This window comes from Pseudoalteromonas sp. SR41-4, from assembly GCF_014163985.1.
Lineage (GTDB): Bacteria > Pseudomonadota > Gammaproteobacteria > Enterobacterales > Alteromonadaceae > Pseudoalteromonas > Pseudoalteromonas rhizosphaerae.
Genome location: NZ_JACJEI010000061.1, coordinates 1 through 9,431 on the forward strand (window position 1 = coordinate 1; position 9,431 = coordinate 9,431).

Annotated in this window: 6 protein-coding genes; 3 read left to right on the forward strand and 3 right to left on the reverse strand. The window is 42.8% G+C overall.

What is annotated here, in order from left to right; translation table 11 throughout:
* Window positions 1–413: 413 nt before the first annotated feature.
* On the forward strand, window positions 414–1,337 hold the full coding sequence (gene glsB / locus H5180_RS23045; protein ID WP_145235030.1) for a glutaminase B: 924 nt from the start codon (window positions 414–416) through the stop codon (window positions 1,335–1,337).
* A gap of 20 nt (window positions 1,338–1,357) precedes the next feature.
* Here the strand turns inward: glsB and H5180_RS23050 are convergent, their stop codons facing one another.
* The gene (locus H5180_RS23050; RefSeq protein WP_145235032.1) at window positions 1,358–2,662 is read right to left on the reverse strand and encodes an inosine/guanosine kinase; all 1,305 of its coding nucleotides are present in this window, start codon (window positions 2,660–2,662) and stop codon (window positions 1,358–1,360) included.
* Between the two features lie 179 nt (window positions 2,663–2,841).
* Between H5180_RS23050 and tadA the strand changes: the two genes are divergently transcribed.
* The gene (tadA, locus tag H5180_RS23055; protein WP_145235034.1) at window positions 2,842–3,345 is read left to right on the forward strand and encodes a tRNA adenosine(34) deaminase TadA; all 504 of its coding nucleotides are present in this window, start codon (window positions 2,842–2,844) and stop codon (window positions 3,343–3,345) included.
* On the opposite strand, the gene H5180_RS23060 is transcribed toward tadA, so the two are convergent.
* Both H5180_RS23060 and mltF read right to left on the reverse strand, forming a co-directional pair.
* Window positions 3,342–3,509: a hypothetical protein gene (locus H5180_RS23060; RefSeq protein ID WP_169020230.1), complete on the reverse strand. Its 168-nt coding sequence runs from the start codon at window positions 3,507–3,509 to the stop codon at window positions 3,342–3,344. The genes tadA and H5180_RS23060 overlap by 4 nt on opposite strands.
* Before the next feature lie 134 nt (window positions 3,510–3,643).
* On the reverse strand, window positions 3,644–5,164 hold the full coding sequence (gene mltF, locus H5180_RS23065; protein ID WP_259397229.1) for a membrane-bound lytic murein transglycosylase MltF: 1,521 nt from the start codon (window positions 5,162–5,164) through the stop codon (window positions 3,644–3,646).
* A gap of 253 nt (window positions 5,165–5,417) precedes the next feature.
* On the opposite strand from mltF, the gene purL reads away from it, so the two are divergent.
* Window positions 5,418–9,302 carry a phosphoribosylformylglycinamidine synthase gene (purL, locus tag H5180_RS23070; protein WP_182759230.1) on the forward strand — a complete coding sequence of 1,295 codons (3,885 nt, stop codon included), beginning with the start codon at window positions 5,418–5,420 and terminating at the stop codon, window positions 9,300–9,302.
* Window positions 9,303–9,431: the final 129 nt, after the last annotated feature.

Genomic DNA, 9,431 nt, shown 5'->3' on the forward strand with positions numbered 1-9,431 from the left:
TGAAAGGTAAAAGGCATCAGGTAAAAGGAAAAGAATAAGCGCCTAATGCCGACCTATACATTTGCTATGTGGCTCTCTACCGCTGTGGGCACTATGACATCACCAAGCTCCAAATTGAGAAAGCCCGACTAGCAATAGTCGGGCTTTTTTACGTCTGCAGGAAAGCTATTGGCTTCGAGCCGTCAGCGTTAACCTTTGACATGCGTGTACTGTCATTTTCTAATCTTGAAAACTAGCGCCCTCTATAAGTGATAGGCAAGCTCGCACTCTTTGTAAGTAAAAGGCAAATCAGCATTATTAATAAGTGACTGTAAGCGTGTTTTATTAGGTATTATTTGAGTAATAAAGTCAGTCTGCTTTTCTTCTAATATGGTAGAATTTTATTTCTGTTTTCAATGCCAATGAGGGTTACCTTGCCTACCTCTGATTATCAACAAGTCTTAAATGAAATTACCGCTGAGGTGCAACCACTGTTATCACAAGGTAAAGTGGCGGATTATATTCCAGCATTGGCTGAGGTTGATGCTAACCAATTTTCTATTGCTATATATACGACTGATGGCCAGACATTTTGCGCAGGCGATTGCTCGCAACGCTTTACAATTCAATCTGTTTCTAAAGTAATGACGTTAACGTTAGCGCTGCAGCGCTATGGTAATGAATTATGGCAACGAGTCGGCAAAGAGCCGTCAGGTACTGCGTTTAACTCTTTGACTCAGCTTGAGTTTGAAAAGGGTATACCGCGTAACCCTTTCATAAATGCCGGTGCTATCGTTACCTGTGATGCGTTATATAGCCGCTTGTCTGCACCTATGCATTCAATGTTAGAAACATTTAGGTTATTGTCTGGAAATAAGGGCATAGTGATTGATAAAAAGGTCGCTAATTCTGAGTATGAATTTCGTCATCGTAATGCTGCTATGGGGCATTTAATGAAGTCCTTTGGTAACTTTAAAAACGAAGTTGACGATGTGTTATGGGCATATTTTAATTTTTGTGCAATAGAGCTCAATTGTGTCGAATTGGCTAAAGCATATAACTTTCTGGCCAATAAAGGGATAGATAACGTGTCTAATAGACGCGTACTTTCAAGTCTGCAAAACAAACAGCTCAACTCATTATTATTTACCAGCGGCCTCTATGATGCGGCGGGCGATTTTGGTTATAGGGTTGGTATGCCGGGTAAATCAGGAGTATCGGGCACTATATTAGCGGTGTTACCGAATAAGTTTACAGTGGCTGTGTGGTCGCCAGGGTTAAATTCATTTGGCAACTCGGTGGCAGGAATAGCAGCCCTTGAGCTGCTATCTAAAAAACTTGATATCTCTATTTTTTAACTAATATGTATTGGGAGTTGTTACTGCTCCCAATAAACCTGTTCGAGGCAGTCTTCACGCTCAGGTAAACCACGAGATAAGCGCGGTGAATGCTGTACTAACACCTCAAAACTGGCACGGTTAGCATACTTACTAATTTGTGCTAATGATGAGTAGGTCATTGCCGGTTGCTGGTGTTTAGCTGAATTACCAACATTGAGCTTATGGTAAACATTTGCCGATAAGTCATGTAGTACCGCCGCTAATGCACAATCTCCTGCACCATTGGTGTTCTTAATAGAGTCTGGACCACCCATAAATGGCGCTGTATGGCTGTATGCACGAATTGGCTGCTGACAGTCAACTTTGCGCATAGCGCGCGAAAACTCATAACGATTGAAATCTGGTATTGCGCCAGGCAGCAATGGGTATTCTGTTTCTCGTTTAAATTGCTCATCGATGTAGCCTGCCATAAACAAGCCTTTTTCACCTGCGGTACAGATCACTAAATCTACCCAATCAAGTGCTTTATCAGCAGCAAGTAGAGGGTCTTCAAAGCCAGTTATTGCCAGCCCTTCTTCCTCATTCATTGCTAAAATATCAACATGTTTTTCAACAAAACTAGCCCACCAAGTAGGGTCTTGCTCGATTAAAAACTTAGTACCAAGAGTGAGTACGACAGGGATGCCAGCATCATTGGCATATTTGACAGCTTGCATTGTTGCTTCTGTCATCGTCTCAGAACCTTGCGTACGCATTAAGTAAGCACTGATCACTAATGCCGATGAGTTCTCTATTAACTCCTGATCGATTGATTCAGGTCGTAGGTGGTTCATCAGCCCTGCGCTGATCGCAAAAGTACGTTCACCAGTATCGTCAATGAGTGTAAAGCAGCGACCGATCGGACCATCTACCGGTTGTAAGTAGTCGAGATCGACACGACTTGAGGTGTTACATAAAAAGCGATAAGCGTAGCTACCAATTTTAATGTTTTCACTCATCACACCCAGTAGTACAGAGCGGTCATCCGCTAATACTGAGTAGTTGTGCATAGTGTTGCCGATAGTACCGCCTGCAAACTCATAATCGATCATATCGTTGAGTTTTAAGCGGTCATATAATGCATTGGTTATATCACTATCAATAACTTGCGACATACCTCGGCGCAGTTGAAATTCGTCAAGGAAAGCTTGATCGACTTTAGCTTCTATATCAACTACGATTTGATCTATCCCTGTGATGTAGCTGCGTTGCAACTTATCACTGGCGTTGAGTTGATTAGTAAGTGGATCTTTGGCTTCCACTGGAAAATAATGTTTATGCCTACGGCGTCCAGGAAATTTCATTTGCTACCCGTGTGTTGTGAGCTAAATAAAAAAAGCGAGAGATTATATCGTAAATCGCACGGGGTGAGCCATGTTAAAGCTGTTTTAATTTGTTTTATTTTTATCACTAATCAGTATATTTAGCGTTTTAATGGCCTAAGTGAGTATAATTAAACAATAATTAGTTAAAGATTAAGTCAATGAGTGAACAATTGAACGATCAATATTGGATGGCGCAAGCTCTAGAGTATGCAAAAAAAGCGGAGCAGTTGAATGAAATTCCTGTCGGTGCTGTACTGGTCAAAGATAATCAGTTGATTGCAGCTGGCTATAATCGTTCGATTACCGATAACGATCCTTCTGCTCATGCAGAGATGATTGCGATACGCGAAGGTGGCAAGGTCGTTAATAATTACCGCTTGATTGATTGTACTTTATACGTCACGTTGGAGCCATGCTCTATGTGCGCCGGGTTGCTAGTACACAGTCGTATCAAACGTTTAGTGTTTGGTGCTGCGGATGAAAAAACAGGATCAGCAGGCTCTATTATGAATCTATTACAAGATCCTAGATTAAATCATCAGGTTGAAGTTGAGGCCGGAATACTAGGTGAGTTATGTGGGCAAACTATTTCTGATTTTTTTAAACGCCGCCGTCAAGAAATAAAAGCTGCAAAGAAAGCTTTGCGTGACCTGAAGGCTTAACCTGCAGGTGCTGCAATGCTTAACTCTGCCATTTGTTGCATTGCAAACATTCTGCGACGCCAAATTACTTTTCTATGTAAATTACGCAGCATTATTCTGCGACGGGTAGATGATGAATAAATAACATTTCGTTTGAACGAATGTGTACGCCGACGTTTCAGCATGGTTTCTCCTGAAAATGTGAGAGTGAGAAAAGATATAAGTTAATTATATACTTGATACTACACATTAGTGATCATTTGATGACAAGTAAATAGATATTTTAGTTTGCGCGTACCTATCGCATTTAAAGTTATTTTTATTGTTCGCCGTTATCTTTTTTTTGCGGTGCTTGCTCATCGATACTGTCATCTTTTGTTGGGGAGACCGTGGTTTGTATTGTGGCAGGCTTTGGATTTTTAATCTCAGCAGCTTGGGTAGTAGGTTGATCTATTTGTTCTGCATCATCGGGTTCAGTAGTCGGTGTGCTGATCGCGTCATTTTCATCTAACCAAACTAGTGCATCGTAGTAACGACGAATATTATCCACATACTTGACTGCAACGTCACCGCGCGAATAGCCATACTTGGTTTTACGGTAGTAACGTTTTTTGATTAATAGCGGTAAGCGTTTTTTCACATCAGCCCATTTATCAGGGCTAGCACCTTGCTGCTCGGTAATAATACGAGCATCGTTCACGTGACCCCAACCAATATTATAGGATGCTAAAGCTAGCCAAGTACGATCTGGCTGAGGAACGCGGTCGGGAATTCGTTTTTCTAGCTTCGTCAAATATTCTGCGCCGCCTTTGATATTTTGCTCAGGAGCAAGACGATTAGTTACGCCGACCTGCTTTGCAGTATCACGAGTGAGCATCATAATACCACGAACTCCTGTGGGGGATTTTGCTCGCGGATTCCACATTGATTCTTGATAACTTAAAGCTGCAAGTAATCGCCAATCTAGGCTGCCTGCATATTGCTCAAACCAAGGTTGATATTTTGGCAGTGTTTCTTTAATTGCTTCAATATAGGCAAGGGTATTAACGTAGTTAAATTGGCGGACATGGCCAAAATATTTTTCTTCAAGTACATAAAGCTGATTACTTTGTTTTACTTCACCAAAAAACGGCACCATTAACGCATATAACGAATCGTCGCCGTCTTTGCGCAGCAGCCAAGCAATGGGATCGTTACGAGTAACAGAAAAACCAATACTAAGATTAGGGTGATAGCGACGAAACAACGATAGGGTATGTGAGTCGGCAAGAGTGTAATCAATTTCACCATCGATCACTGCTTGTAATAGCTCTTCTTCGTCGAGATCTTCTGTTTCGCGCCAATTTAAATTGGGGTGAGTTTGTTTAATTTGTTGCAGTGCCAATGAATGGCTACTTTTGGCAAGTACTGTCAGGTTATCGGTTAGATCATCAAAATCACGAGGTCTTACTCTACCTTGTTTATAAACCAGTTTTTGGCTAATTGTGCGATAGGTTGGGCCAAAACGGTAATCTTGGGCGCGTACTTTATTGTACGTTAAACCAGAGGCTATTAAGTCTAAATCGCCGCTATCTAAGCGTGAAAACATGTCGGATAAGTTAAAAAATGGCACCATCTCCAGTTCAACCCCAAGGTGATCTGCAAACTCTTGGGCTAACTCATATTCAAATCCTTGTTCACCTTGCACTGCTTGATAATAATTACTTGCTCCAGCTAACGTACCCACTCTGATTTTGTTTTGAGTTTTTATTTGGCTAAGTTGAGATTGCTGCTGTTGCATATCGCAGGCACACAAAAGCATTACTAACGTAATGATTGTTATTAGCTTTTGTTTAAACATACTGTGCCCCTTGAATGCTATTACACCCTTATATCAAAACTTTGCGATGACGTCACTTGGCGATTTGTCATAGTTGACTTTACTGTGTTTGATATTTCATCTGCCACTAGGCATTATTAGTAATAAACGATGCTAACTTATAGCGCTCTTGCCGCAATTTTAATTCCCTGCTTAACCTGTATTTCCGAGTTACTTGAGTATATAATACCCGCCTAAAATATCGTTCAATCCCTAACCCCGGATGAAAATACCTATGTTGATCCTTCGTGGTGCACCAGCACTTTCCGATTTTAGAGTTCAGAAAATTTTAGCCCGTTGCCAACAGGCGCAACTTCCAGTCACTAATGTATACGCTGAGTATGCACACTTTGCAGATCTAACCGCACAGCTGTCAAGTGATGAGCAAACTAAGCTTGAGAAGTTACTTACCTATGGTCCAACGATTGCCGAACATACACCTGCAGGCACTTTGGTGTTAGTAACGCCTCGTCCTGGCACAATCTCGCCATGGGCTTCAAAAGCGACGGATATTGCACATAATTGTGGCTTAACTCAAGTACACCGTGTTGAGCGCGGCATCGCTTATTATGTTGAAGGTGACTTAAACGCTGAGCAATTAAATCAAGTTGCAGCCTTATTACATGACCGCATGACCGAAGCAACGCACAGCGCAATGGACGACGCTGCGACGTTATTCCGTACTGATGCACCGAGTCAAATGTCATCAGTTGACATTTTAGCCGGCGGCCGTGAAGCGCTAGCAACTGCAAACGTTGAGCAAGGTTTTGCCCTTGCTGATGACGAAATTGATTACTTGGTAGAAAACTTCCAAAAGTTAGGGCGTAACCCGAACGACATTGAATTATTTATGTTTGCACAAGCAAACTCAGAGCATTGTCGTCATAAAATTTTTAATGCAGATTGGACCATCGATGGTGTAGTTCAGCCTAAATCGCTATTCAAAATGATTAAAAATACCTACGAGCTAAACCCTGAAAACGTATTATCTGCTTATAAAGATAACGCCGCAGTAATGAAAGGTTCGAAAGCGGGTCGTTTCTTCCCAAATCCTGAAGGTGAATATGCATATCATCAAGAGAACATTGAAATCTTGATGAAAGTTGAAACCCATAACCACCCAACTGCGATTGCACCTTTTTCTGGTGCTGCTACCGGTTCAGGTGGTGAAATTCGTGATGAAGGTGCAACAGGCCGTGGCTCTAAGCCAAAAGCAGGTTTAGTTGGCTTTACTGTATCAAACTTACGTATTCCTGGTTACGAGCAACCGTGGGAAACTGATTTTGGTAAGCCTGCTCGTATCGTTACAGCATTAGATATTATGACTGAGGGCCCATTGGGTGGCGCTGCGTTTAATAATGAGTTTGGTCGTCCAAACTTAGTCGGTTACTTCCGCACTTATGAAGAGCAAGTAACCAGTCATAATGGCCTTGAGGTGCGTGGTTACCACAAGCCAATTATGCTTGCAGGTGGTTTAGGTAATATTCGTACTGACCATGTACAAAAAGGTGAAATTCCTGTTGGCGCTAAGTTGATTGCGTTAGGTGGCCCAGCGATGAACATTGGTTTAGGTGGCGGCGCTGCTTCATCAATGGCGTCAGGCCAATCAAATGAAGATTTAGATTTTGCGTCAGTACAACGTGAAAACCCAGAAATGGAACGTCGTTGTCAAGAAGTCATCGATAAATGCTGGCAGTTAGGTGATGCTAACCCAATCGCGTTTATTCACGATGTGGGCGCGGGCGGTTTATCAAATGCATTCCCTGAGCTTGTTAATGACGGTGGTCGTGGGGGCAAATTCCAACTGCGCGATATTCCGAATGATGAGCCGGGCATGGCACCGCATGAGATCTGGTGTAACGAGTCTCAAGAGCGTTATGTACTTGCTGTCGCGGTTGAAGATTTTGACCGTTTTGAAGCCATTTGTAAGCGTGAACGTGCGCAATATGCTGTAATAGGTGAAGCGACTGAAGAGCGTCATTTAACCGTTGCAGATAGCCATTTTGGTAACAACCCCGTTGATTTACCACTGGATGTGTTATTAGGCAAAGCACCTAAAATGCACCGTGAAGCGCAATCTCAACAAGTTATTGGTAAAGCGCTGGATACTGCAAATATTGACGTAAGTGAAGCGGCAACACGTTTATTACGTTTACCTGCGATTGCTGAAAAGACGTTCTTGATCACCATTGGTGACCGCTCAGTAACAGGGCTAGTTGCTCGTGACCAAATGGTTGGTCCTTGGCAGGTGCCAGTTGCTAACTGTGCCGTAACTGCAGCAACGTATGACACTTACCATGGTGAGGCAATGTCTCTTGGTGAGCGTACACCTGCAGCATTGCTTAATTACGGTGCATCAGCACGTTTGGCCGTAGCTGAATCATTAACCAATATTGCTTGTGCTAACATTGGACCGCTTGAAAACATTAAGTTGTCTGCTAACTGGATGGCAGCAGCTGGTCACCCTGGCGAAGATGCGGGTCTTTACGAAGCAGTTAAAGCGGTGGGTGAAGAGCTTTGTCCTGCGCTTGGTTTAACCATTCCTGTGGGTAAAGACTCTATGTCGATGAAAACCCAGTGGGATGAGAATGGCGAGCAGAAGTCAGTAACAGCACCATTATCACTTATTATCACCGCGTTTGGTCGTGTTGACGATGTACGTAAAACGGTTACTCCGCAGCTACGTACAGATAAAGGTGAAACCTCACTTATCTTGGTTGACTTAGGTGCTGGTAAAAACCGACTAGGTGCATCAAGTTTAGCGCAAGTTTATAAGCAATTAGGTGATGTAACGCCAGATGTAGATAGCCCTGAATTACTAAAAGGCTTCTACAATGCAATGCAAGCGTTAGTCGCTGATAATAAGTTACTTGCTTATCATGACCGTTCAGACGGTGGTTTATTTACCACAGTGGCTGAAATGGCATTTGCGGGTCATACTGGTGTGACTGTTAATTTAGATGGTTTAACAGGTTCTGACATTGAAGCACTTTATAATGAAGAGCTCGGTGCGGTAATCCAAGTTGCTAACAGTGATTTAGAGGTCGTGAACGCAGTATTTGCTGAGCATGGCATTGCTGCAATCAGCCATGAAATTGGCACACTTAACAGTGACGACAGTGTGGTATTTAACCGCGCTGGTAACCCTGTACTTAGTAACACGCGTACTGAATTACGTACTATTTGGGCAGAAACCACCTACCAAATGCAAGCACGTCGTGATAATCCTGATTGTGCTAAGCAAGAATTTGATGCCAAGTTTGATGTTAAAGATCCTGGTCTTAACGTTAAACTAAACTTCGATTTAAATGAAGATGTGGCAGCACCGTATATTGCGACAGGCGCTAAGCCTAAAATGGCTATCTTACGAGAGCAAGGTGTTAACTCGCATTTAGAAATGGCAGCAGCATTTAACCGTGCAGGTTTTGCGGCAGTTGATGTACACATGAGCGATATTCTTGAAGGGCGTTTAAGTCTGGAAGAGTTTAAAGGCTTAGTGGCATGTGGCGGCTTCTCTTACGGTGACGTGTTAGGTGCTGGTGAAGGTTGGGCTAAATCAATCTTATTTAATGATATGGCACGTGAGCAGTTCCAAAGCTTCTTTGAGCGCCAAGACTCATTTAGTTTAGGTGTGTGTAACGGTTGTCAGATGTTATCAACATTAAAAGAGTTGATCCCTGGCACTGAACATTGGCCACGCTTTGTGACGAATAAATCTGAGCGTTTTGAAGCACGTTTTAGCTTAGTTGAAGTGCAAGAGAATCCTTCGGTATTCTTCAACGGTATGGCGGGCTCTCGTATGCCTATCGCTGTGTCTCACGGTGAAGGTCATGCTGAGTTTGCTAATGATGCAGCAGTGAAAGCAGCGCTTGAGTCAGGTACTGTAGCGGTTAAGTTTGTTGATAACTACGGTAACCCTACGACACAATATCCTGCTAACCCGAACGGCTCGCCAGAAGGTATCACAGGTATTACTTCAGCTGATGGCCGTGCTACTGTAATGATGCCTCACCCTGAACGTGTATTCCGTGCGGTTGCTAACTCGTGGCACCCAGATGAGTGGCGCGAAGATAGCCCATGGATGCGTATGTTCCGCAATGCACGTAAAAATGTAGGTTAAACTATATTTATACACACTAGATTCATTATCTAGTACTAGAATAAAAGGCTGCACTGTGCAGCCTTTTTTGTTTATGCTGGTCAAAGGTCAAAGGTCAAAGGTCAAAGGTCAAAGGTCAAAGGTCAAAGG